We start from the raw sequence: 23,592 nt of genomic DNA on the forward strand, positions 1-23,592 counted from the left end.
TATTCCGGGCAATTAATATTGCAAACAGACAAAGTTAGAAGACCTACGCTAAATAAAAATAGCTATACACTAATATGTTGATACTTTGTGGATATCTTGTGGATTATTAACAGGGTTATGAAGATTGCTTCTGTCTGTTAAATCTTAAATTTGTGGTTATGGAGGAAATGCAAACGAACGTACGCCCGGCGGGACAACGCAACGGATGGCAGAAAAAGACACCTGCTATTTCGGAGCTTGGCAAAAAGCCACCTCAGGCGCTGGATCTGGAAGAGGCCGTGTTAGGCGCTCTGATGTTGGAAAAAGATGCGCTGACAACTGTAATTGATATTCTGCGCCCGCAGAGCTTTTACAAAGAAGCCCATCAACGAATTTTTAAAGCAATACTGGCCCTGTTCGATAAGTCGGAGCCGATAGATATTTTAACGGTTACGCACGAACTGCGCGAGCTCGGTGAACTGGAACTGGCAGGCGGCGCTTATTACGTTACGCAGCTTACTACCCGTGTTAACTCAGCGGCCAACATCGAGTACCATGCTCGTATCATCACCGAAAACTCCATCAAGCGCGACCTGATCTCTATTTCATCGGAAGTACTGTCGAGCGCTTTTGAAGATACGACCGACGTTTTTGAGCTACTGGATAAAACCGAAGCCAAACTATACGAAGTATCTGAATCCAACATCCGCAAAAATTTCGACGACATGCGCTCGTTGATGCACGCGGCAATTAAAGAACTCGAAGAAAAACGCAAGCAGGAAGATGGCTTAACAGGCGTACCAACCGGCCTTACTGCCCTGGACCGTGTAACATCAGGCTGGCAGAAATCTGACTTAATTATCCTGGCGGCTCGTCCGGCGATGGGTAAAACGGCTTTCGTACTTTCGTGCATGCGTAATGCGGCTGTCGATTTCAAAAAAGGTGTTGCCATTTTCTCGCTGGAGATGTCGTCGCTGCAGCTCGTTAACCGTCTTATTTCTTCTGAAGCCGAGCTTGATTCTGAAAAGATAAAGAAGGGTAGCCTGGAAGAATACGAGTGGGCGCAGCTGAACCATAAAATTGCTAAACTTACTGAAGCACCGATCTTTATAGACGATACGCCGGGGCTTTCCATTCGTGAGCTACGTACCAAATGCCGCCGTCTGAAAGCCCAGTTCGATATTCAGATGATCATTATCGACTACCTGCAGCTGATGAGTGGAAACGCCGAAGGCAAAGGTGGTGGTAACCGTGAACAGGAAATCGCATCGATATCGCGGGCATTAAAGATGCTGGCCAAGGAACTTAACGTTCCGGTTATTGCGTTGTCGCAGCTCAGTCGTGCCGTGGAAACACGTGGTGGCGATAAGCGTCCACAACTTTCCGACCTTCGTGAATCAGGTTCGATTGAGCAGGATGCTGACATGGTTTGCTTCCTGTACCGCCCGGAATATTACGGTATTACAGAAGACGAAATGGGTAACCCGACTGCCGGTGTGGGTGAGGTTATTATAGCCAAGCACCGAAACGGATCGCTCGAAAACGTGCAGCTGAAGTTTATTGGTAAATACACAAAGTTTACTAACTTAGACTCAGATTTTGGTGGTGATGGTTTTAATACCTTTAATGCATTGCCAAACAGTACATTTGATGCTGAAACACCAGGATCGATTCGTTTAGGCAGCCGCATGAATGATGGCGGTAAGAGTGGGGGAGGTTTCCCGGCTTCAGGCTTCGACGAAGAGCCGCCGTTTTAAGGAGACAATATTACAGCCGATGTTAGCGTTTAAGCAGCATTGGTTAAAGTATAAAAGTATAGCCAAAGGTAGATTAGCCGCTGTGCCAAAAGCCAGCGGCTTTTCTTTTTTAAGACGCTTTCTGTTTGTAGTCAGAACAATGCTAAGAAAACTTATGTGTTCTATAGTTTCTCTTTGTCATTTTCTTGTTTTGACTGAAGACCTAGCAGCGTGCGCAGCTCCTGATAGCGTCTATTGCTATAGTTTCTCTTTTGTCATCCCGAGCGAAGTCGAGGAATCTTATGTGTCCTTTATCGAATTATAGTTGCTTCAACTTTAACCAAGCCTTCCTTTCAAACTTTCTGTATTCCTGGGAGCTTTAGTTACCTATCGTTTCAACTATAGCTTTGGTGCCCTCACGGCCGGGAGGCCCCGTCTTCGGGCATCGCGCTGCTTTCGCTTCCTTTGCTCCTGACGTCGCAATGCCTATCGGCACCGGAACCTCTCGAGGCGCTCAACCCAAAGACTGCGATCTTTCTACTATTGACCTTTGACTAAAGTTTGCACCGATAGGCTTCGAAATTGATCTACAATATAATTTCGTAGGGACAGGTCGCGACCTGTCCGTGCAAGGCTGTAATTATAGAACTATAGTTTGAAAATTGGTAAGGCAGAAATTCCCCTCTTGGGAGGGATAGGGGTGGGTTTGCCAACTATAGAACTATAGTTATTGTGCTTCTACCAAGCCTATCAGTGCGGGGTCAGTTGCGTCAGAATACGCAACAACATACTAAGTCACGAGTCCGGAGACTAGCTAGCAAATCAGCTTACTATAAACTTCAACTACAGCTTAACCCTATACCGGCTAATCCAATAATCTTGTAGATCTTTGTTCAGACAACCCTGGAAGCCAGGTTACATCCATTTAACCTTTTCACTTAAAGGAACATTTCTCTTACCGGTTGGTACTTCTTTGGCTGAGTAACCTAAATACAAAATGCCTAATACGATGTCTTCTTCCCGCAACCCAAGCATTTCTTTCATGGCAGGGTGGTACGCCATACCGCCGGAGCCCCAGTAACTGGCAATGCCTGATGCTGTAGCACCCAACAGCAGGTTCTGAATGGCGCAGGAGGTGGCAGCAATTTCTTCCAGCACAGGTATTTTAGGCAGGTCGCCGCGGCGCATGTAAGCAACTATAACATGCGATGCTTTATCACCCATGTGCAGCAGTTTTTCATACTTTTCTGGCTGGTACTTGTCTTGCGGGGTTTCCTGTTTATATAAGTCGGCATGGCTTTGGCAAAACCGGGTTACTTTAGTATCGGCATACACCACAAAACGCCAGGGCTCTGTGTGCCCGTGAGTGGGAGCCCAGTCAGCTAATGACAGCAGTTGCCATACCTGTTCATCCGGTATGCGGGCGCCAGACATTTGGGGCGGTTTTACAGTTCTTCTGGATCTGATAACAGCAGCTATACTTTCAAAAATATCATTCATCACGTGGGAGCGTTTATTTTACATTTTGCATCCGGATACATATTACTGAATATGAGCCTAAAAGCAAATTAGTTATTAAGTTGTTAAAAATAAGCCGGATAATTAAGACAAATATGCCGAACTTACCAGGGTTTTATGCGTTTCATGTGGTTGCAGAGCCAATTATTGTTTCTATGTTTAAAGTCCTCTGCTTCTAAAAATTAATACCTTTCTGTATTATGGATTTTGTAAAGCTGTTTGCCAAAGTACCTGAAGCCCTGGTAGTTGTAGCACCGGAACCCGGTTATAAAATTTTAGCTGCCACAGATTATTACCTGCAGATAACCATGCGCAAGCGTGAGGATATACTTGGTCTGAAGTTTCTGTTGGAGGCTTATCCTGATAAAGATGTTTCGTATGAAGATAACGTTGTCCGGAAGTCGCTGGACAAGGCACTGAACTCGAAACAGGTAGATCTGCTGGATGTGATCCGCTACGATCTTCCAAATCAGGATGGGTCGTATGAGGAACGTTACTGGGAAGCTTCGCATACACCTGTGCTTAACGAGGCTGGCGAGGTGCAGTACATCATTCAGCATACTTCTGATGTTACAGAAAGAGAGAAAGCCAAAAACGACCTGAAAACCAGTTACGAGAAGTTTCAGTTTATGGCTGAAGCTATGCCGCAACTGATATTTACAACTGACGGAACAGGCAACCTTACCTATTTTAACAAACGTTGGGAAGAATACACCGGCATTCCGCTTGATAAGCTGCTACAGGCAAACTGGCACAGCGTTATACACCCCGATGATATGCCGGCAACCATTACTAAATGGGAACAGTCGTTAAAAAACAGCGAAGCCATGCGTGTGGAATTGCGTAAACGCGATAAGGATGGTGTTTATCGTTGGCACTTATGCCGTGCCCTGCCCATGAAAGATAAAGCAGGTAACGTAACTATGTGGGTTGGCAGCTCCACGGATATACATGAGACCCGGAAACTGGTGCAGGAGCTGCTGGAAACAAACGAGCAAATGGCCATGCTCGCCGACCAGGTGCAACTTGCTTTTGAAAAAGCAGAAACCGAGCGCCAGAAATTGGAAAGGCTGATAATGCAGGCACCCGCCATGTTTTGTGTGCTTAAAGGCCCCGAGCATCGATTTGAACTTGTTAACGAAAAATACCAGATGCTCTTCCCGAAGCGCGAGCTGGTAGGAAAGAGTGTTGCTGAGGCGTTACCGGAAGTGATAGAACAAGGCTTTATAAAACTGCTGGACAATGTTTACAACACGGGAAAGGATTTTATTGCCGAGGAAGTGCCTATTAAGCTTGACATGAACGATGATGGCCAACTGGAGGAGATCTACCTTACGTTTATTTACCAGGCCATTTTCGAGGTCGATAAGATAACAGGCATTCTTGTTTTTGCTTATGAAGTAACGGATCAGGTATTTTTTAAGAAAAAGCTGCAGGAAATGAACCATGCTTAGTATACAGATGCTTAAAAGTATAATAGGCGGGAAGCGGTAAATGAATTTAGCTCAGATAGATTTTCAACAGCTCAGGATAAAGCACATTTTATATAAATCCAAAATAAGGTCAGTCTTATACGGAGGTATATACGATGAAGCTTTTTTCTCGCGCACCGGGCCCGTAAGCCAGTGGTTTACAGCGGTAGGTAGGGTGCGGTATGAGCAGGAGCCGGAGATAAAGGAACTTGCCAGTGTGCATAATGAACTGAATGCTACTGCACTACAACTGTTTGCTTTATATAACAGCGGGCAAATAGATAAAGCCCATGAAGGAATGAGGAGTATAGAATTTAAGTCTGACCAGTTTTTGCAGTTACTGGCAAAGCTCGAAGGCCGATTAAAGGATAATTAAAATCAAAAGCCCGCTCTGGAAATTCAGAGCGGGCTTTTGATTTTATAACTATAGGTCTGCGCTGCAATTAACTAGTTACAACTAATCTGGCAGGCTCAGTAACCAGGCGCTGGCAGATGCTTCATCATCAAACATTTTAATTTCGAATAAATCGCCGATGCGCTGGTGAAGTAAGTGAAAAGAGGTTTGCCCATAGATGCCTGGTGCCAACACCTGGGCCATGTAACGCAAACCAAGCTCAATTACTTTAGGTGTCCATTCTGTGGTAATCCAATCATTGGCCATATCCCACGGCCCGATAAGTTCTTTGTGGCTGTTCAGCAATTTAGAGCAGGATTGCTCACGCATTCTATCCACAAAAAAATTGCCCCCTTTCTTTACGGTGTCTATAGTTTGCCGGCCTTGCCAGAGCGCATAGGTATAGGCATTATCAGGCATGCGCTCAAACGAGCAAAACACATCTCCGTTTTCTTTTCTTAAATCAATGCGAGGCATCAAGCAAATGTTATACTATAAACCTAAAAGCAGCAGAAAAGCAATTTACGTTTCTGCTGCTAGGTACTTACTTCAATTTCAGATCAACCAGTATCTGGTCTATTTTGTTATTAAGTTTCTGTTCGGTAGCGTCAAAATCGGCTGCAGAAGCCAGTGGCTCATTTACACTGATATAGAACTTGATCTTCGGTTCGGTGCCGGATGGGCGGGCAGATATTTTGCTGCCATCTTCGGTCAGGTATTGCAACACGTTAGAGCTTTCCAGGTCCAGGGTACTTTCTTCTCCGGTTACCAGATTCTTGCAGGTACTTAATTTATAGTCGCTGATCTCTACAACTTTAGAGCCGGCTATAGTTTGCGGAGCATTAGCACGCATGTCGGCCATCATTTGCTGTATTTCCTCTGCGCCACGTTGTCCTTTTTTGGTAAACGTTACCAGGTCCTCTTTGTAGAAATTATACTTAGTATACATTTCTACCATCATCTCGAACAGGCTCTGGCCATTATCTTTAGCAACAGCTGCCATTTCCGCGATCAGGGCGCAGGCTGAGATGCCGTCTTTGTCGCGCACAAAATCACCGATCATGTAGCCGTAGCTTTCTTCGCCACCGCCAATGTAGGTTTCTCTGCCTTCCAGTTCACGGATCTTTTCAGCGATGTATTTAAAGCCGGTCAGAGTTTCGTAGTGCTTTACGCCATAGCTTTCTGCGATTTCTTTTATAAGGTCGGTAGTAACTATAGTTTTAACGATGAACTCTTTGCCGGTTAGTTTACCAGCTTTTTGCCATGCCTGTAGGAGGTAGTTAATTAAAAGCGCACCTGTCTGGTTACCGTTCAGCAGCATAAATTCGCCTTTCAGGTTACGTACGGCAATACCTACGCGGTCAGAGTCGGGGTCGGTAGCCATAACCAGGTCGGCATCTATTTCGCGGGCTTTGTTCAGGGCCAGGGTCATGGCTTCTTTTTCTTCGGGGTTAGGGTATACCACCGTCGGGAAGTTACCATTTGGCTCCGATTGCTCATCAACTATAGTTACATTACTGAAACCGAAACGCTGTAACACCTTAGGCACCAGGGTAATGCCAGTTCCGTGCAACGGCGTGTATACGATTTTCAGGTCATGCTGACGTTTAATGGCATCCTGCGAAATAGAAAGTCCAAGCACTTTCGTGATGTAAGCCTCGTCCATTTCCTCGCCCAGCAGGTGAATGTTGTTTGATTTTGACTCAAACTTCACCTCATCAATGCTGGTGATCTTGTTTACTTCGGCTATGATGTTTTTGTCGTGAGGAGCTGTTACCTGTGCGCCATCGTTCCAGTATACTTTGTAGCCGTTATACTCTTTCGGGTTATGCGATGCTGTTACGACCACGCCGCTCTGGCAACCTAAATGGCGAATAGCAAACGACAATTGCGGGGTAGGGCGAAGCGCCTGGAACAGGTATACTTCAATATCATTGGCTGAGAAAATATCGGCGGCAATGCGGGCAAACTCCGGTGAGTTATTGCGGCTGTCGTGGGCAATGGCCACTTTTATGCGCTCGCCCGGGAAATTCTGCTTCAGGTAATTGCAAAGGCCTTGTGTGGCCATGCCCAGGGTGTAGCGGTTCATGCGGTTGCTGCCTGCACCCATAATGCCACGCAGTCCACCTGTACCAAACTCCAGGTCGCGGTAAAAAGCATCGGCCAGGGCCTCATGCTCGTTGCGCTCCAGTAATCCGTTTATTTCTGTTTTGGTAGCCTGGTCGTAGTTGCCGTTAAGCCACGCGTTTATTTTCTGTTGTATAGTTGGTTCAATCATCATCTTACAGTATGTATTGTAAAGTAATTTATAGTTGGTTTTAGTGCAGCTATAGTTTGCTGCGGTAATAATTTTAAACTGATCTCGCTCGCGTCCCGCGAGTGTGAGTTACCTGTAGCGTCCCGCCAAGTTGTTAAACTATAGTTCAGAGTTTTGCATAACAATATAAACTAAAACGGCCAGAGGCCGAATATAGCGCACACTCGCGGGACGCGAGCGAGAGCTGAGTAGTTAGCGGGGTCCAGTCGGATTACAAATCGATAGTAAGACACAGGTTACAAACCCGCGCCAGCAAAAACAAATACCACGAGTATCCCCACAAAAAATCACACCAGCCGTTTCAGTGCCTTTTGCAAAACTGAAAGAACCGGTGTGATCTGATAGGTATGGTTAACGCATCATGCCCGAATATTCACGGACATCTATACTTTGTTTATAGTTTAAAGGTTACCGCGTAGTGCCTGCTCACGCTCTATGGCTTCGAACAAGGCTTTGAAGTTACCTTTACCAAACGACTTGGCTCCTTTGCGCTGTATGATCTCATAAAACACCGTTGGTCTGTCTTCTACTGGCTTAGTAAAGATCTGCAGCAGGTAACCTTCGTCGTCGCGGTCAACTAATATGTTCAGTTTACGCAGGTCAGCCATGTCTTCATCAATGTGGCCGATACGCTCGATCAGGTCTTCGTAATAAACTTCCGGTACTTTCAGGAATTCTACTCCGCGGCGGCGCAGTTCAGCTACCGTGTGCAGAATGTCGTTGGTTGCAACAGCAATGTGCTGCACACCCGGGCCACGGTAAAACTCCAGGTACTCGTCAATCTGCGATTTTTTCTTACCTTCAGCCGGTTCGTTTATCGGGAATTTGATGTAGCCGTTTCCGTTCGATACTACCTTAGACATAAGAGCCGAGTATTCCGTGCTGATGTCCTCGTCGTCGAAAGTCAGCAGCAGTTTAAAGCCCATTACATCTTCATAGAATTTCACCCAGTCGTTCATGCGGCCAAGCTCCACGTTGCCAACGCAATGGTCTACATACTTCAGGCCAACCGGCTCTACTTGTAGTTCGGAGGTACGCGCTACATAACCCGGCATAAACACACCGTTATAGTTCTTGCGCTCAACAAAGGTATGGATGGTTTCGCCATAGGTATGGATAGAAGCCATTTTAACCTCGCCAAATTCGTCGGTTATCGTTTTAGGCTCCATAGCTGGTTTGGCACCACGCGCTACCGTACTACGGAACGACTCTTCAGCATCATCAACCCAAAGGGCCAGTACCTTAACACCATCGCCGTGCTGGTGCACATGCTGGGCAATTTCAGAATCGGGGTAAATAGCGGTAGTTAGTACCAGGCGAATTTTTTCCTGCTGCACTACATACGAGGCACGGTCGCGCACGCCTGTTTCGGGGCCGGCATAGGCTACCAGCTTAAAGCCGAAAGCGGTTTGGTAAAAATGTGCTGCCTGTTTGGCGTTGCCAACATAAAACTCAATATGGTCGGTGCCGTTCAGGGGAAGTATATCTTTGGCTATGGTTTCGGAAGTTAGCGTGTTGGTAGTCATAGTCTGAAGTATAGTTTAATAAGTATTACGTAAAAATACACCTTTTATAGTTTTATCAAAAACGGCAGAACCCTGATGCAAATTATAAGCGCTAATGTTTGCAATTGCTACGGCATGTTTTCAACTTTGTAAAAAACAGAATAACGCTATGAACGCAGATACGCTGAATAAAGACCTGGTAGCCATACTTGAGAAGAAATCGGAACTGAACAAGATGGACTACAACGATGCGCGCTACGACGATATAGAAGAAGAGCTGCACGACCTGGAAGATGACTTTAACGAAACATACGGCGACTACCTGGAAGATGTGCTGGAAGATGTACACGGCAAAATAAAATCGGATGCAGATATATTGTTGCCGACCGCTTACATTGCCAGTTCGCTGGATGGTAAAGAGCTGGAAGATGGCGAAGAAAGCGAAGGTGTTTGGGTAGAGTCGGATAAGTTTCCGGGCGTAGAGATGCGTTTAGTGCTGGTAGCTAACCCGCCACGTGTACTACTTATACTATCAGACCAGGAGCGCGTACTCTGGACTGCCGAATAGAACTATAAACTATAAATTTATGCTTGCCGCACTTGCCAAGGCTTTATGCCAGGGTGGGTGCGGCAATTTTTTTATAGTTGGTTGGTGGTGGATTTTGGGTATATTGTATTTAGTATATCTATAGCTGTTGAAGAAATTTTATCTGTACTACAGCTATAGTGCAGATAACAGTCATAGTGATGTATATACTATAGTTGAGCAGCATTAATAATTATAGAAATTGAAAAGAACAGCACTATCACTTAGCCTACTATTTCTTCTAAGTTCATGCGATTGTATGCAAGATGTTTACGGAACTGTGCTTGACGCAGAGACACTTGAGCCGATTGATAGTGTATATGTGTACAAACAAAATGATGAGAATGATTTCGGCTTTACTGACCCGCATGGTCATTTTGAAGTTGAAAGTATAAGGGTGGGTTTTTCGGCTGTCCTCCGATGACTGTAGAATTGAAGAAACAAGGCTATGAAGTAGAATCGACTGAAATTGAAGTCGGCACGCACGCTAAAGTCCTCATGCGAAAAGTAAAGAAATAGAAAAACGATTGTTCAACATAATGCTTAAGTAACCCAGCTAACGCTTCGGCATCTTAAGCACGTGACCGTTATTTTAATCTGTATTCACATGCACAAACTTATTCTACTATTTCTGTTACACCTCACAGCAACCTATACTTTCGCACAGGAGACTGAGAAAACAGACCTATACCAGAAAGTAGCGGTAATAATGAAAACGGATCTTGGCTATTCTTACGACTTTGCCAAGCAATAAAAGAGAGGTAAAATAGGAGCATCAATTACAAAAGATAAAGATGGGAGAACAGTTGTTAGTGAATCCTTCCCAATCACACAAAATCCTTCTCCATTAATTATAGTTGACGGGCGAGGTTATACTATAGATGCCCTGAACTACTTAAAACTGGAAGATGTAGAAACTATAAAAGCTGAGAAGGGGACGAAAGCAACCGCAATTTATGGCTCTCATGCTGAACCTGGTGTTGTGTTTATAACTGCTAAAAAGGGAAGTAAAAAATAAATCGAGTTGTCTATCAGGAGTAAATAACTGCCTGTCGAATTATTAGGCTTAAGAAAGCATTAAGGTAGAAGCATCTGGTCGATGCCATTTATTTTAGCTTAATTAGCTGTATATTAGTTTTAGCATCTGTTGTACGGTTATAGTTTTTATACGTAAGGTGCAAAAATAGACTCCGCATTTAAAACTATACATCATGAAATTAACATCGCAGATAGCAGTGGCAGCTTTATTTTTCGGGCTAATGAGTTGCTCCGACGCTGCTAAAACGGAAACAAATACTACTACAGCTCCTGCTGCTACAGCACCGGCCACTGTTATTCCAAACCAGGCAACAACCCCAGCTACTACGGTTGGCCTTAACCCACCGCATGGCGAGCCAAACCACCGCTGCGATATTGAGGTAGGTGCACCACTAAATTCGCCTCCTAAGCCAAACTTAAGCGTGCCAGCATTTACACCATCTGCACCTGCACAGCAAAGTGTAGCACCCGGCACTAACCCGCCACACGGCCAGCCGGGCCACGATTGCGGCATACCAGTAGGCGCACCATTAACGAAGAAGTAAGAAAATAATCTTGTTTGATTTCACTCCTTGAGTAAATCATCCACCTGCCCTCTTTAAAGCGTAGGGCCGTTAAGTACTGCCGAAAACTATCCCCTTGACGGGATTATAGGGGTGTTAATTCAGGGCCGAAATGCCAATTGTTAGCTAATTTTAAATTCATCCGCTACTGCAAACACCCCTCTGCGCTCCCCTCGAGGGCAGAATTTGCTACAACTCAACAGGCCTACCCCTTTGATGGGAGCAGGGGGATGACAACATTTACTGATGGAGAGTCAATAGCATTAAGCTATTAGGTATCAACAGGCTATAAAAGCAAAAACAGGCAGCTGAAAATCTCAGCTGCCTGTTTTTTATGACTTAAACTATAGGTTAGTAACCCAGTTTCTGACGGACACGCTGCAACACAGGTGCGGCAATGGCTTTTGCTTTCTCGGCACCTTCCTGTAACTTCTTATCCAGTTCTGGCAGGTTGTTCATGTAGTAGGCAAACAGCTCACGCTCTTTGCTGTATTTGCTAAGTATAAGTTCGTAAAGCGCTTGTTTGGCATGGCCATACCCGTAACCGCCTGCTTCGTAATTCTGGCGCATAGTTTCTGTATCTTCAGGGGTTGCCAGTAATCTATATAAAGCAAAAGTAGTATCGTCGTTTGGGTTCTTTGGCTCTTCCAGTGGGGTGCTGTCGGTTACTATACTCATAATAACTTTGCGCAATGGTTTGTCAGCCTCAAATATATCGATGATGTTACCATACGACTTGCTCATTTTCTCGCCGTTTATGCCTGGTATGGTCATAATGGCGTCATCGGTTTTGGCTTCAGGTAACACGAAAGTTTCACCGTAAATATGGTTAAACGAGCTGGCAATGTCGCGGGTAATTTCGAGGTGCTGTATCTGGTCTTTGCCCACAGGTACAAAGTTGGCATCGTACATCAGAATGTCGGCAGCCATCAAAACTGGGTAAGTAAACAAGCCAGCGTTCACATCTGCCAATCCTCTACGGCTCGATTTATCTTTAAAAGAGTGCGCGTTAGCCAGCATCGGGAAAGGTGCAAAGCAATTCAGGTACCAGGCAAGCTCCGTTACAAAAGGCACATCCGACTGGCGGTAAAGTATATGTTTGTCCGTATCTAAACCCATGGCCAGCCAGGCCGCTGCAACAGAATACGTGTTGTGTTTCAGAACTTCAGCATCGCGGATAGTCGTAAGCGAGTGCAGGTCGGCTATAAAGTATAAGGCTTCCTGGTCAGCTGTTTTAGAAAACTCGATAGCAGGGCATATAGCGCCCAACAAATTGCCAAGGTGCGGTCGGCCGGTGCTTTGTATGCCGGTAAGGTAACGTGCCATAGTTTGCGAATTGTGTTAAAGGTGCAAATTAACTGAAATAGCTGAAATTGCCCATCAAAAATGTAGATACCCAACTATAGTTGTAGCCGCCGGATTTAACTGCTTTTCTGAAAGGATCTTAGTCGCAGGTTAAATAAACTATTGCTATTGACCCGAAAGATACCCTGAAAAGTTCAGGATTTTCAACTTGCAGGATGACGAGAGAGAGTTCGTACTAGTCCTGCTTTTAAGACAGGTTAAGGCTCTGTAAATTTATAGTTAAGAACTATAGTTATGCGGCGGCAAGCTGCTGTTCCGGGTTACGCTTTTTGCGAAGCGAGTTGATATTTGATAATATTATGGCGGCGAGTATAAGAATAACTCCACACCACTGCACTGCAATAACCTGCTCCTGTAACACCATACTCGACATCAAAACAGCCACTGGCAATTCTGCAGAGCTAAGTATAGCACTTAAGCCAAGACCAATTTTAGGGATGCCATACGAAAAGAAAAGTGGGGGCAAAACTGTACCAAAAACCGAAAGTACCAGTCCCCATTTAAACAGCCCATTTGCTAAGGCTCCGTTAACCAGGAAAACCGGCGGGAAAATAGAAAATACAAGGATGCACGCGCCAGTAAGCAGCAATGCACTTTTGGTAGCCGGATGTAAGTTATTACCTGCAGATCCGTTAACCATCAAAAAGAAAGTATAGCAGAGCGCAGCTAACAAACCAAATCCAATGCCGGGTAAACTGATATCCTGGAAAGAGCCTGAGAAAAGGTTGCCTGCAAAACACGTACCCAGTAAAACCAACAGTACAGTACCAATTTGCAGTAAAGTAGGCAGTTTGCGTTTTATGATAGAGTCAAGTAGTAAGCTCATCCAGGTGAATTGCATTAGCAGCAGGATGGCGATAGAGGCCGGTACAGTTTGCACGCATTTGTAGTAAAAGATACTTACCAAACCGGTGCTGGTGCCCATGGCAATAAGCTGGAGGGCTTCCTTAAGCGATGCACTGTTGCCGCGGCCATAAATCAGCCCACGTAACAGTACTATCACCCAAAGAATAATCAACCCAAAAAATACCTGAGTGCCAGTTACATCACCCAAGGTAAAGCCTTCGTTATATGCTAATTTTACGAACGTCGAAAGTATACCAAAGCTGCACGCTCCGCAAAGCACAAAAGCGATTCCTCTGAACATAGGATTGCCTTTTAAATAAACATCAAAATTTTAAAATAGAGGTAGGGCAGGTGTGCCCCAAAGCGGGTAAGCCGGGTACTCTTACAGGTCGTGCAGAACGTATCCTGTGATAAAAATTTGTGTATGTGCTAAATGTGCAGTCATTGTTTTTAATCGGGGTGCAAACATAGACTAAGATTCTTAACAATCAAAAACTTTAGCCAATTATTTTTTACCATATGTTAGAATTTACCGGGCTTCGCGGGCTTTAAGAGCAGTGTAGAGTTGCGTATAAGTGGGCGTAGGTATTTGTAATTGCTCTCCCAGCTTTACAACATAACCCGTAAGCGAATCAACTTCTGTGGTTTTGCCTGACAAGTAATCGGAGTGCATAGAAGACGTAGTTTCGTAGGGAAGCTTTGCCATCCTGGTTGTTATCTTTTGTATGGTATCTGGCTGAACTATAATTCCTTTGGCTTTGGCAATTTGCATAATTTCATGCAAGAGGGAGTGCAGCAGGTCTATACTTTCCTTTTTCTCTAAAATAGCTCCCATGCTGGCATTAAGGTAAGAGGTAAGCGTTGCTATAGTTGAGATGAAGAGGTATTTCTCCCAGATAGTTTGCTGTATGTTTTGGGATAAGGTGGCATTAATTCCGGCGGCTTTAAAAAGTTGCAATACTTGTTCTAGTTTCGCGATCGTGCCTTCCTCCGAACCAAAAAATAAAGAATTGATGTCGCCTGAGACGGTTATGTGGCCGGGCGCTGTCAGCCTCGAAACAATATAGACACAGCCGTCCCATACTTCATTTTCAGGATAAACAGCCTTGATCCGGTCGTAACTGTCGATGCCGTTCAGTAACGGAAGTATAACCGTATTATGGCTTATGCAGGGCTTTAGCTGCGTTATACTTTGTTCCAGGTCATAGCTTTTGGTACAGCAAATGAGCAGGTCCACTTCGCCAATCTGTAAAGGGTCAGAGGTAACCAGCCTGGGTTGCGCAGTAAAGTTTTCAGAAGGAGTTTCTACAGATATACCTTGCTGCCGGATGACTTTTTCATTCTCGCCACGTGCTATAAAGTATACCGCCACCTCTTCTGAGTTTTGGTAATATTGCGCCAGTTTGCCGCCAAAATATCCACCCACTCCGCCGATACCGGCTATTGCTACTTTTACCATATCTTTATTTACTGTTCACTTTCTATAGCCGCGGTTTCTATCAGTTCCTCTGCCTGCCGGTGGCCAAGGTAACCATCTATCAGGTAATGCGCCAGGTAAAGTACAGGGGTCATAACTATAGCTACCGAAAATTTATAGATATAGTTGATGGCTGCCACCGAAAGCACCAGCTCCAGCGACCAATTGCCGAACATGTAAAAGGCTACAAACAAAACTACCAGGCTATCAACCAACTGCGATACCAGGGTAGAACCTGTCGCGCGGAGCCATATCTTTTTACTGCCTGTATACCTGCGTAGCCAATGGAAAACCGTAGCATCCAGTAACTGCGACACCAGAAACGCAACCACCGAACCAATAATAATGCCTAGCCCTTGGCGATAAATGGAGCTAAATGCATAGTCGATGTTAAACGGGTTGCCCTGTGGATCTTTGCTGTTAAGGTCTACCCAGAATTGGGCAGGCGGCAAACCCGTAACTATAGTTATCACCAGGAACGCATACAGTATCAGAATAACCGTAAGTATACTTACCTTCTTCACGCCCTGTGTACCAAAATACTCATTGATGATGTCAGTAGTAACAAACACGACCGGCCAGATAATAACTCCGGCAGTCAGGTTAAAATCGAGTTTACTGCCCAGTATATCCAGCTGCGCCCCCGGCAAACCCAACAAAGCTTCTCCCGAAAATATCTTAACCCCGATCAGTTCGGCCAGCAGCGCATTACTCAGGAAAATGCCACTCAATATCAGGAATAAAGTGGTTCGCTTCTTTTCCAGGTTGTTTGCCGTGGTGCCCATATGTTGTGGGTTTTTATAGTTGATGCAAGGTGTATAAGGAAGTAAATTTATGCTTTCTGAGTGGCTAAATCAACCCGCTGTATTCTGCGATATGGGGTAGCGTGTTAAACAGTAAAACCGGAACTATAACCCAGCATTAGCGATGCTGGTCTACCACGCTAAAAATGCTTCCTTCTGTAGCCAGGTCAGCTTTCGGGAAAATCTCCTGTGCTTCGGTAAGTAAGGGGGTCAGGTCTTTGTAGCGTACTGAGAAATGGCCTAGCAGCAAATGACGTACCTGTGCCGCAGCGGCCATTTCGGCGGCCTGGCGGGCAGTGCTATGGAAGGTCTGATTGGCACGCTCCTCCATATCGCTCAGGAAAGTTGCTTCATGGTAGAGTAGGTCTACGTTTTGCAGGTAGGGGAGCAGGTCGGGTTTATAGCGGCTATCAGAACAGTAGGCGTAGCTTCGGCTGTGCTTTGGGTCAAGGGTAACGTCTTTGTTGGCAAGTATAAGGTTTCCCTGTTCGTCTTTTATGTCTTCGCCCCACTTCAGGCGCACCAGTTGCGGCGGCGTTAGGTAAGGCGGGAGCTTCTCTTTTATAAGTGGCCGCGGCTTAGGCTTCTCCCTGAAAATAAAGCCACAAGTTGGCACTCGGTGCTCCATAGGTATGGTGTGTACCGTTATAAGCTTGTCCTCAAATATCTTCTTGTAACAGGCTGTATCCAGCTCATGAAAAATAAGCTTAAAGCTCAGGTTAGTGCCCGAGTAGCGGAACTGCAGACTTAAGATTTCGGAAAGGCCGGGAGGGCCGAATAAGTGAAGTGGTAATTGCCTGCCCTGCAAATGCATAGTGGAGAGCAAACCGGCTAAGCCAAAGTAATGGTCGCCGTGCAGGTGGCTGATGTAGATATTGCAAATGCGCTGATGCTTTATCTTGTATTGCATCAGCTGCATTTGCGTACCTTCACCGCAATCAATCAGGTGTAGTTGGTTACCAATGGTAAGTACCTGTGCGGTATGATGTCTGTTTGCCGAGGGAGTGGCCGACGAACTACCCAATATCCTGAGTTCGAAATCCACGGCCGGCGGCTATACTTAGTCTTCTTTGTTTGTCAGGTCCTGCTCAATCTCGTGCAGAAATACACGGTCAATGGCTTCTTCAACAGTAGGCAGAATGTTTAAAACCGACTCCAGTTTAGAGATAGAGATCAGCTTCATTACGTGGTCCTGCAGGCTTGTAAGTATAAGCAAACCGTTAGAAGAATTGCAAAGTCTGTTTGCGATCAGGATAGAGCTAAGCCCTGATGAATCGGTGTATTTTACGTTGTTCAGGTCAAGGATCAGGTTCGTAATTCCCTCTGCGTTCAGCTTCACAAACTCAGACTTAAGGTCCGGAGCTATTGAAGTATCCAGCTTCTTCTCATCTATCGTGATTATAGTATAGTTCTCTTTCTTATCAATCGTGTACTTCATAGATCTACCAATAAGGATTTAAATGCGAATGTACCAAAATATACATTAAAAAATCTAATCTTTTAAACTAAAAATGTTTTGCTCAACACTTTGCGCAATGCGCTCCAGTGCCTGTTTATAATCACTTTTTACAAAGGAATGGCCCGTAAATACCTCAAATAGCTCTATATAGCGCTTAGAGATATTTTCAATAACTTCATCCGTCATTTCCGGAATTTGTTGTCCGTCCTGTCCCTGAAATCCGTTCTCGATCAGCCACTGTCTTACAAACTCTTTCGATAATTGCTTTTGCGGCTCACCCCTTTCCTGTCGCTCCTTATAGCCTTCGCTGTAAAAATAGCGCGACGAGTCCGGCGTATGGATTTCATCAATAAGAAATATCTGGCCGTTTTGTTTACCAAATTCATATTTAGTATCCACCAGTATTAGTCCGCGTTGGGCTGCAAGATCGGTGCCACGTGCAAAAAGTGCCTGTGTATACTTCTCTAAATTTAAGTAATCTTCCTCAGTTACAATACCTTTTGCCAAAATTTCTTCCCGCGAGATATCCTCGTCGTGGCCTTCGTCGGCTTTGGTAGTTGGGGTAATGATAGGCTGCGGAAGCTTGTCATTTTCTTTCAGGCCTTCGGGTAATGTTACGCCGCAAAGTATACGCTTGCCGGCTTTGTACTCGCGCCAGGCATGCCCTGCCAGGTAACCACGTATCACCATCTCCACTTTAAAAGGCTCGCATCGCAAACCTATCGTTACATTCGGGTCTGGCGACGAAATTACCCAGTTCGGAACAATGTCGGAAGTGGCTTTCAGGTTAAGGCTGGCGATCTGGTTCAGCACCTGCCCTTTGTAAGGTATAGCGCGTGGCAGCACTACATCAAAAGCAGAGATACGATCGGTAGCAACTATAGCCAGCTTGTCGCCGAAGAAATAAACATCGCGAACTTTGCCCCTGTAAAAACCGGTTTGTCCGGCAAAGGAAAAGTTGGTTTCTTTAATGGCCTCCATTTGTGCGTTTTGTGTGTCGGAGAGCAAAGTTAACGTTATTTTTAAAGGGCAAAAAATTTACAGGTTTACTTCAGCAAGTATAGTTGCGGGCTTTACTTAAAATACCTTGGCCTTGTATACTACCAAGTATAGGTTAAGTTTTATATTTTAAAACCTATAGTTTGCATTATTTAATGTATTTGTAACTTTTAATACTTAGGCGTGCGGTTAAGCTTCCGGTTTATAGGTAGCGATGTTACGGATCATGCCCTGGAAAATGATGTAATGAAAAGGAAGCATGGCATACCAGTATAACCTGCCAGCTAAGCCATCGGGCCGGAAAGCCGCCAATTGCTCTAAGTACGCACCATCCTCCTGGTCATAAATCCTGAACTGTAGCCATGCTTCGCCGGGCACTTTCATTTCGGCATAAAGCAGCAAACGCCTTTTTTCACGGTCTGCTACCAGCACGCGCCAGAAATCTATACTATCGCCAGCCTGTATCTCGGAAGGGTGCCTGCGGCCTCTTTTCAGCCCTACACCACCGGCCACTTTATCCAACAGGCCACGTATTTCCCACAAAAAATCAGTTTTATACCAGCCGCGTTCACCGCCAATACTCCAGATGTTATGCAGCACTACCTCAGGGTCCTGGGCCAGTTTAATGACCTGTTTATCAGTTAGTAACCCATGCTCCGGCATTTGTACAAAATCCATATAATTAAGGCGCATCGTACCACTTACCAGGGCATCTTTCCAACTGGATATAACCATGTTCTGCTCAATTTTAGCATAGGCCAGTTTTAAAGCTTCTTCATAGGTCAGGTTCTGATGCGGAATGATGTGGTGAATGCGGTTGTCCTGCACAATGGTATCGTTACGCAAACTCTCGACCAGGCTGCGGGCAATGGAAAAACTGGTGCTGGTAACAAAGTATAGCCAGTAAGACGATAACTTGGGCGTAAGTACCGGAACTGTAAAAATGAAACGCTTAAGATGGCGTACCTCCGCCAGTTTTTCCAGCATCTGTTTGTAGGTAAGTACATCAGGGCCGCCAATTTCGAGGCGCTGTTCGTAACAAGCTGAGTTGTCTAAGGCGGCAGTCAGGTAAAAAATAACGTCACGGATGGCAAGTGGCTGGCACCTGGAATTTAGCCAGCGCGGCGTAATCATGACCGGTAGTTTTTCTACCAGGTCGCGGATGATCTCGAAAGAAGCGCTGCCTGACCCGATGATGATAGAAGCCCGAAATACCGTTAAAGAAGCTTTTGCCTGGTCCAGTATATCCTCTACATGCCGGCGCGAACTAAGGTGCTTTGAAAGATGTGCCGCATTGGAGATCCCACTCAGGTAAATGACCTGTCTGGCCGAAGTGGTGTTTAAGTACGTAACAAAATTTTCTGCCGATGCTTGTTCTGCTTTCTCAAAGTCGTGGCCCCAGGCACCCATAGAGTGTACCAGGTAGTAGGCGGCATCAATAGCTGTTGGCAGTGTGGTTAAGCTTTCGGGTTGCAGCAAATCTCCTTTGGCAATCTGTACTTTATCTTTCAGCGTGTCTGGCAGTTCAAAACGTCTCGGGTCCCGTACCATACAAATTACTTCGTGCTGCTGCTCAATCAGCACCGGCAATAATCGCTTGCCAATGTAGCCATTTGCTCCGGTCAAAAGTATTTTCATAGGTGGGGTAGAGGTTGCTTTATACTTAGAACCGCAAAGTTACAGCTATGTTCGGGCTAGTTATCGTTTGCGCTGGATTATACGCTTTGCAACCTATAGTTTACAACCAAGGCAAAAGCCTAAACTATAGTTATTCAACCTTCGGGGGACAGTTTTTGGTAGCATGCATGTGGTGCTCAGAACTATAGCATTAAAAAAGGATTCCACTATTCAGGTATTTGGCTGGTGCGCAACATCATAATTGCTCCTCATACAGTTCGGAAAGTACTTACCATATCTTTAATTATCCGGTAAATATAGCCTTATAGTTATGCCGGTTTAAGCTGGCTAAAAATGTTTGTTTATACTATAAAATGCCACAAAGCAGGTTGTTGAAATGGTACTGATTTATAGCAAAACAGAAGCAGCGGTTTATAAGTAAGTTGTGCGTTTTGGGAAGAATGGACGGGTAATAAACTATAGCCCTTTGTTTTGTTGGATTATATAAAGGAAGCCCTCTGGAAATTACGGTATAAATACTGGCGTAAAATCGCGACTATAACTTGTAACTGTACGTACAACAAGTATTTACAGAAACTTGAGGAACATGCTATATGAAAACGATTTTACCCTTGATTATAACTATACTAACGGCTGCTGCACTTGGTAGCTGTAACCAGGATAATGTCTCTCCGATACGGAATGTACGTTTCGATCCGAAACTCCTGAACCCAATGAAAATAGCAGGCGGTTGCCCGAGCTATAGTTACTTTTCCGGCTCTAAACTCACCGACCTTGGCACCATTCATACAAACCAGCTGGTAGTTGCTTTTGATAAAAACCTGACACCAACTGAGCGGGAAAATGTGCTTAAAAAGTATGGCTTCTTGACTGGTATACTTAGCCAGCGGGCCAGCCAAAGCGGGTTAATATTTACGTTGGGCTTAGCAAACGGGCTTAACTGCGCACAAACCCAACAGGCTATAGCAGAACTGAACAAGGATAAAGCAATTACCTATGCCGGACCTTCGTTTAAAATGGCCGATAACCAGGCAGTGGGGCTTAGCAACGAAGTAGTGGTGAAAACGGAAGCAGGAGGCGAAGCCGTTTTACGCGACCTGGCTGCCAGGTACAATACTAAACTGGTAGGGCCATTGGGCGAGGGCACTTACCTGTTACAGCTAGATAAAAATTCGGAAGGAAATGCGCTGGATATCTCTAATGCCCTGAAAGGCCAGAAGGGTATCGCTTATGCCACCCCTGATTTTATACTTGCGCAATAGTTTCTCATTTAGTTCATACAAAAAGACCTGCTTCCGGTAATTCAGAAGCAGGTCTTTTGTGCTTATAGTTAATGCAAACTATAGATAGATGACATTGGCTTTCTCGCGCAGGTTATAGCCTGAGGCCATTACTTCGCCGTAAGCGCCGGCTGTGCGAATGGCAACCAGGTCGCCACGGTTGGTTTCCGGTAATATAACCGCCTTTCTGAAACAGTCGCTCGACTCGCAGATCGGGCCTACCACATCGTACTTTTCTTCCGGTTTCTCGCTGGTCAGGTTCTCTATCTGGTGATACGACTGGTATAGCGCCGGGCGAATAAGCTCGGTCATGCCGGCATCCAATATAGCAAAGTTGGTCGTAATGCCTTTTTTGATGTACAGCACTTTCGAGATCAACGTACCACACTGTGCCACCAGCGACCGACCTAACTCAAAATGTACCTGCTGCCCCGGGCGCACTTCCAGAAACTGGTTGAACAACCCAAAATATGCTTCAAAATCAGGAATCAGGTTGTCATCCGGGTTATAGTAATCTACACCAAGGCCACCGCCAACATTTATGTGCGGCAGAGTAATGTTGCGCGATAAAAACCATTCCTGGAACTCGTTAACACGGGTGCACAGATTTTTGAAAACAGAAAGATCCGTAATCTGGGAACCGATATGGAAGTGAATACCTATCAGTTCAATGGCAGGCAAGGTTTGCAGTAGCTCCAGCACACTTTCTAGTTCCCAGGCATTAATCCCGAACTTGTTTTCTTCCAGGCCTGTGGTAATGTACTTGTGCGTGTTGGCGTTTACGTTCGGGTTAATGCGCAGCGCAATGCGGGCTGTTTTACCTTTGGCTGTAGCCAGTTCGTTCAGTATCTCCAGCTCGTGTTTCGACTCGCAGTTAAAGCAGAAAATGTCCTGGTCCAGGGCATAGTTTATCTCGGCATCAGATTTACCTACACCGGCAAAAACTACGTGCTCCGGTTTAAAACCACCTTCTATGGCCCGTTTCACTTCGTTGCCGCTTACACAGTCGGCCCCAAAACCTGCCTGCAGCATTTCGGCAAGTATAGGCGCGTTGGCGTTGGCTTTTAAAGCGTAATGTACGTGGTAGTTATACTTGGCAGCTTCGGTTTTAGCAAGTTGCAGCGTTTGCCGAAGCAGCTCTAAACTATAGACGTAAAAAGGAGTGGCCTGCTGCTGCAGCTCCTGTAAATGTTGTTTTAGCATGGTCACGTTCCTTAAAAAATCCCCTCGTTCAGCCTGGTTAGTGCCGTTACTTTGTCTGATGTGTTTATCAGTAAGCTGATGTTGTTTGTGCTGCCACCATACGAGATCATGCGCATCGGTACATCCTGCAGGGCTTCAAATACCTTCAGGCTGGTACCGCTTTTCTCAGCAATAAAGTCGCCCACCACGCATATTATAGTTTGGTTCTCGTCTACTTCTACCTGGCCTATTTCCTTCAACTCTGCTACAATCTCGTTCAGAAACTTGTTGTTATCTATCGTTAATGAAACTGCTACTTCCGAAGTAGTAATCATGTCGATCGGCGTTTTGTAGCGCTCAAATACCTCGAACACACTTCGCAGGAAACCATAAGCCAGTAGCATTCTGCCCGACTTTATCTTGATAGCTGTTATATCATCTTTAGCCGCTACCGCCTTAATGCCGCCACCAGAAGTTTCGCCGTGGATGATGGTTCCTTTAGCTTCAGGCTGCATGGTATTGAGCAGGCGTACGGGTATGTTTTTTTGCTTGGCCGGCAACACGCTGCTCGGGTGCAGAATTTTAGCGCCAAAGTAAGCCAGCTCAGCCGCCTCATCAAACGAAAGTTCGGCAATTGGGTGTGTGTTCTTAACAATGCGCGGATCGTTGTTGTGCATGCCGTCAATGTCGGTCCAGATCTGGATCTCAGAAGCATCTACAGCAGCACCTATCAGCGAAGCAGAGTAATCAGAACCACCACGCTTCAGGTTATCGATCTCCCCGAAAGCGTTGCGGCAAATGTAGCCCTGCGTAATAAACAGATTTGTATCCGGGTATTTCTCCAGCTCTGTTCTGATACTTTTGGCGATGTAAGCGGCGTCCGGCTCTTCGTTCTCATCGATCTTCATGAAATTAAGAGCTGGCAGCAGCACAGACGGAATGCCCTGCTCTTCCAGGAAAAACTGGAACAACGCTGTAGACAATAATTCGCCCTGCGCAAGTATAGCGCGCTCTTCGTGTATCGTGAACAGGTCCTGGGTAAAAGCCCTGATGAAATCAAAATGATGGGAAAGCAGTTCGTTGGCCTGTTTCTTTTTTTCCGGAGTGGTGTAGAGCGATTCTACAACCTGTTTATAGGTATCATGCAGCGCATCAATCAGCGCATTCGCGTCTTCATTTTTGTTCTGGTACAGCATTTCAGCAATCTGCACCAGCTTGTTTGTAGTGCCCGACATAGCAGACAGCACCACAATCTTTCTGTCGCCGTTGTGAATCAGGTTCGCAACGTCTCTCATTCTATCAGCAGACCCCACCGAGGTGCCACCGAATTTTAATACTTTCATCTAAAAAGGTAAATTGTATTTTAAGGTAGGTGCAAAACTAATAAAAAGTAAGGAGCTTACTGTAATGGCAGTTATAGTTATGCGTAAAAAGA

Annotated in this window: 21 protein-coding genes; 7 read left to right on the forward strand and 14 right to left on the reverse strand. The window is 45.4% G+C overall.

The features are described 5' to 3' along the window. Positions 1–158 precede the first annotated feature (158 nt). Entirely contained in the window at positions 159–1,736 is a 1,578-nt protein-coding gene (gene dnaB / locus GWO68_RS10180; RefSeq protein WP_162346333.1) for a replicative DNA helicase, read from the forward strand. Between the two features lie 894 nt (positions 1,737–2,630). On the opposite strand, the gene GWO68_RS10185 is transcribed toward dnaB, so the two are convergent. Then, positions 2,631–3,215 (reverse strand): nitroreductase family protein, encoded by a 585-nt coding sequence (locus tag GWO68_RS10185; protein ID WP_162346334.1) that lies wholly within the window; start codon positions 3,213–3,215, stop codon positions 2,631–2,633. Between the two features lie 218 nt (positions 3,216–3,433). On the opposite strand from GWO68_RS10185, the gene GWO68_RS10190 reads away from it, so the two are divergent. Together GWO68_RS10190 and GWO68_RS10195 are read left to right on the forward strand one after the other, a co-directional pair. After that, on the forward strand, positions 3,434–4,687 hold the full coding sequence (locus GWO68_RS10190; RefSeq protein WP_162346335.1) for a PAS domain-containing protein: 1,254 nt from the start codon (positions 3,434–3,436) through the stop codon (positions 4,685–4,687). Positions 4,688–4,727: 40 nt separating this feature from the next. Beyond that, complete coding sequence (locus GWO68_RS10195) at positions 4,728–5,081, forward strand: histidine kinase (protein ID WP_162346336.1); 354 nt, start codon at positions 4,728–4,730, stop codon at positions 5,079–5,081. An 81-nt stretch (positions 5,082–5,162) separates the two neighbouring features. Here the strand turns inward: GWO68_RS10195 and GWO68_RS10200 are convergent, their stop codons facing one another. The 3 genes from GWO68_RS10200 to hppD form a co-directional block, all read right to left on the reverse strand. Beyond that, positions 5,163–5,576, reverse strand: coding sequence for a hypothetical protein (locus GWO68_RS10200; protein ID WP_162346337.1), 414 nt, complete (start codon positions 5,574–5,576; stop codon positions 5,163–5,165). A 67-nt stretch (positions 5,577–5,643) separates the two neighbouring features. Beyond that, positions 5,644–7,377 carry a phospho-sugar mutase gene (locus tag GWO68_RS10205; protein ID WP_162346368.1) on the reverse strand — a complete coding sequence of 578 codons (1,734 nt, stop codon included), beginning with the start codon at positions 7,375–7,377 and terminating at the stop codon, positions 5,644–5,646. A gap of 440 nt (positions 7,378–7,817) precedes the next feature. Then, positions 7,818–8,912 carry a 4-hydroxyphenylpyruvate dioxygenase gene (gene hppD / locus GWO68_RS10210; RefSeq protein ID WP_162346369.1) on the reverse strand — a complete coding sequence of 365 codons (1,095 nt, stop codon included), beginning with the start codon at positions 8,910–8,912 and terminating at the stop codon, positions 7,818–7,820. Between the two features lie 178 nt (positions 8,913–9,090). Here hppD and GWO68_RS10215 point away from each other — a divergent pair, with 178 nt between their 5' ends. The 3 genes from GWO68_RS10215 to GWO68_RS10225 all read left to right on the forward strand — a co-directional run bounded on the left by GWO68_RS10215 (position 9,091) and on the right by GWO68_RS10225 (position 11,090). Beyond that, a complete protein-coding gene (locus GWO68_RS10215; RefSeq protein ID WP_162346338.1) occupies positions 9,091–9,489 on the forward strand; it encodes a hypothetical protein in 399 nt (132 codons plus the stop codon). A gap of 625 nt (positions 9,490–10,114) precedes the next feature. Further along, positions 10,115–10,261 carry a hypothetical protein gene (locus GWO68_RS10220; protein ID WP_162346339.1) on the forward strand — a complete coding sequence of 49 codons (147 nt, stop codon included), beginning with the start codon at positions 10,115–10,117 and terminating at the stop codon, positions 10,259–10,261. A gap of 457 nt (positions 10,262–10,718) precedes the next feature. After that, positions 10,719–11,090 carry a hypothetical protein gene (locus GWO68_RS10225; protein ID WP_162346340.1) on the forward strand — a complete coding sequence of 124 codons (372 nt, stop codon included), beginning with the start codon at positions 10,719–10,721 and terminating at the stop codon, positions 11,088–11,090. A gap of 369 nt (positions 11,091–11,459) precedes the next feature. Here the strand turns inward: GWO68_RS10225 and trpS are convergent, their stop codons facing one another. The 8 genes from trpS to GWO68_RS10265 all read right to left on the reverse strand — a co-directional run bounded on the left by trpS (position 11,460) and on the right by GWO68_RS10265 (position 19,695). Further along, complete coding sequence (gene trpS / locus GWO68_RS10230) at positions 11,460–12,434, reverse strand: tryptophan--tRNA ligase (RefSeq protein ID WP_162346341.1); 975 nt, start codon at positions 12,432–12,434, stop codon at positions 11,460–11,462. A 271-nt stretch (positions 12,435–12,705) separates the two neighbouring features. Next, the gene (locus tag GWO68_RS10235; RefSeq protein WP_162346342.1) at positions 12,706–13,620 is read right to left on the reverse strand and encodes an EamA family transporter; all 915 of its coding nucleotides are present in this window, start codon (positions 13,618–13,620) and stop codon (positions 12,706–12,708) included. A gap of 228 nt (positions 13,621–13,848) precedes the next feature. Further along, positions 13,849–14,778 (reverse strand): ketopantoate reductase family protein, encoded by a 930-nt coding sequence (locus tag GWO68_RS10240; protein WP_162346343.1) that lies wholly within the window; start codon positions 14,776–14,778, stop codon positions 13,849–13,851. Positions 14,779–14,786: 8 nt separating this feature from the next. Further along, the gene (locus GWO68_RS10245) at positions 14,787–15,581 is read right to left on the reverse strand and encodes a queuosine precursor transporter (RefSeq protein ID WP_162346344.1); all 795 of its coding nucleotides are present in this window, start codon (positions 15,579–15,581) and stop codon (positions 14,787–14,789) included. 136 nt (positions 15,582–15,717) lie between these two features. After that, positions 15,718–16,644 carry a ribonuclease Z gene (locus tag GWO68_RS10250; RefSeq protein WP_162346345.1) on the reverse strand — a complete coding sequence of 309 codons (927 nt, stop codon included), beginning with the start codon at positions 16,642–16,644 and terminating at the stop codon, positions 15,718–15,720. Positions 16,645–16,659: 15 nt separating this feature from the next. Then, positions 16,660–17,037, reverse strand: a complete 378-nt coding sequence (locus GWO68_RS10255; protein WP_162346346.1) for an STAS domain-containing protein — start codon at positions 17,035–17,037, stop codon at positions 16,660–16,662. A gap of 54 nt (positions 17,038–17,091) precedes the next feature. Then, complete coding sequence (locus GWO68_RS10260) at positions 17,092–18,039, reverse strand: phosphoribosylaminoimidazolesuccinocarboxamide synthase (RefSeq protein WP_162346347.1); 948 nt, start codon at positions 18,037–18,039, stop codon at positions 17,092–17,094. Positions 18,040–18,246: 207 nt separating this feature from the next. Then, entirely contained in the window at positions 18,247–19,695 is a 1,449-nt protein-coding gene (locus tag GWO68_RS10265) for an SDR family oxidoreductase (protein ID WP_162346348.1), read from the reverse strand. A 593-nt stretch (positions 19,696–20,288) separates the two neighbouring features. On the opposite strand from GWO68_RS10265, the gene GWO68_RS10270 reads away from it, so the two are divergent. Further along, positions 20,289–20,957: a hypothetical protein gene (locus GWO68_RS10270; RefSeq protein ID WP_162346349.1), complete on the forward strand. Its 669-nt coding sequence runs from the start codon at positions 20,289–20,291 to the stop codon at positions 20,955–20,957. 78 nt (positions 20,958–21,035) lie between these two features. On the opposite strand, the gene lysA is transcribed toward GWO68_RS10270, so the two are convergent. Both lysA and GWO68_RS10280 read right to left on the reverse strand, forming a co-directional pair. Then, a complete protein-coding gene (lysA, locus tag GWO68_RS10275; protein WP_162346350.1) occupies positions 21,036–22,178 on the reverse strand; it encodes a diaminopimelate decarboxylase in 1,143 nt (380 codons plus the stop codon). Positions 22,179–22,189: 11 nt separating this feature from the next. Further along, a complete protein-coding gene (locus tag GWO68_RS10280; protein WP_162346351.1) occupies positions 22,190–23,500 on the reverse strand; it encodes an aspartate kinase in 1,311 nt (436 codons plus the stop codon). Between the last annotated feature and the right edge of the window lie 92 nt (positions 23,501–23,592).

This window comes from Pontibacter fetidus (assembly GCF_010119545.1).
GTDB classification, from domain to species: Bacteria; Bacteroidota; Bacteroidia; order Cytophagales; family Hymenobacteraceae; genus Pontibacter; species Pontibacter fetidus.